At 47.9% G+C, this 1,449-nt stretch carries 2 tRNA genes and 2 rRNA genes; all 4 read left to right on the top strand.

Features of this window, described 5'->3' with window-relative positions:
- Nucleotides 1–401 (top strand): 16S ribosomal RNA (locus tag J3U76_RS14325); the annotation flags it as partial.
- Between the two features lie 232 nt (nt 402–633).
- Nucleotides 634–710 (top strand) — tRNA-Ile (locus J3U76_RS14320).
- Nucleotides 711–856: 146 nt separating this feature from the next.
- Nucleotides 857–932 (top strand) — tRNA-Ala (locus tag J3U76_RS14315).
- A 406-nt stretch (nt 933–1,338) separates the two neighbouring features.
- Nucleotides 1,339–1,449, top strand: a 23S ribosomal RNA gene (locus J3U76_RS14310); the annotation flags it as partial.

Below are 1,449 nucleotides of genomic sequence, written 5' to 3'. Positions count from 1 at the left end.
GGGAACTCAAAGGAGACTGCCGGTGATAAACCGGAGGAAGGTGGGGACGACGTCAAGTCATCATGGCCCTTACGGGTAGGGCTACACACGTGCTACAATGGCGCGTACAGAGGGCAGCCAACTTGCAAGAGTGAGCGAATCCCAGAAAGCGCGTCGTAGTCCGGATCGGAGTCTGCAACTCGACTCCGTGAAGTAGGAATCGCTAGTAATCGTGGATCAGAATGCCACGGTGAATACGTTCCCGGGCCTTGTACACACCGCCCGTCACACCATGGGAGTGGGTTGCACCAGAAGTAGTTAGCTTAACCTTAGGGGGAGCGATTACCACGGTGTGATTCATGACTGGGGTGAAGTCGTAACAAGGTAGCCCTAGGGGAACCTGGGGCTGGATCACCTCCTTACCTTAATCTCAGCCTTTGCTGAGTGTTCACACAGTTTGCTTGATAAGAAAGAGTGACTTAATCGCATGAGCTTAAGTAGCTGGTGCGATTTTTTGCCCTCAGATACCCGATTATGTCGGTGAAAGAGGGCAAAGCAATAGGTTTGGGTCTGTAGTTCAGTAGGTTAACCCCACTTCCCTTGAATAAAGAGTAGGGTGAGGTCGACTGGATTAAACCAAAACTAAAGTTTTTTGGGTCTGTAGCTCAGTTGGTTAGAGCGCACCCCTGATAAGGGTGAGGTCGGTGGTTCAAATCCACCCAGACCCACCAAGTCTTGTCGATACAAGGTCATGAGCCTCGTCGTTTAGCGAACTAAACGTCCTCAGCTCATTCCTCGTCTCGCCGTCGATTTGGTGTCTAGCTAAACATAGTAGCAATACTAATTTAGTTAAAAGAAACAAAGCTAACAACTAAATGGGGCTATAGCTCAGCTGGGAGAGCGCCTGCCTTGCACGCAGGAGGTCTGCGGTTCGATCCCGCATAGCTCCACCATTTAGCAGTCACAGCCATAAGCTTTAAGCCTTAAGCTATCAGTTTTAAGAGACCCCCTCTTACAGCTGAAAGCTTAGAGCTTACCGCTCTAATGCTCTTTAACAATCTGGAAAGCTGATAGAAATAATTTGTAGTTCTTGATACGCAAGTGTCTTAGAAATTCTTGGCAAATAAGTTGTAAGCATCAGTCACGATGCATTATAACCCCGCTTAGAGAATTGTTTTTATAGTGTCTAAAAATTCACTTTTAAAGTGAGCTTTTAGACGAGCGTTAGCAACGCGAGTTCAAGGCGTGGTCTTGAGGGAGTGCTTGAGCATAGTTTTTCTATGTGATGGCACGAGCGAAAGCCACAACGAAGAAATCGCTAAGCTAAGGCCGTATAAAACACACTTTTTGGGGTTGTATGGTTAAGTGACTAAGCGTACACGGCGGATGCCTTGGCAGTCAGAGGCGATGAAGGACGTGCTAACCTGCGTTAAGTACGGATGAGCTGGTAAGAAGCGCTTGAGTCCGTAA

Origin of the sequence: Oceanisphaera pacifica (genome assembly GCF_017498065.1) — a bacterium.
Taxonomy (GTDB): domain Bacteria; phylum Pseudomonadota; class Gammaproteobacteria; order Enterobacterales; family Aeromonadaceae; genus Oceanimonas; species Oceanimonas pacifica.
Note: the sequence above shows the minus strand (reverse complement) of the source record. Positions and strands in the feature narration are given on the sequence as shown.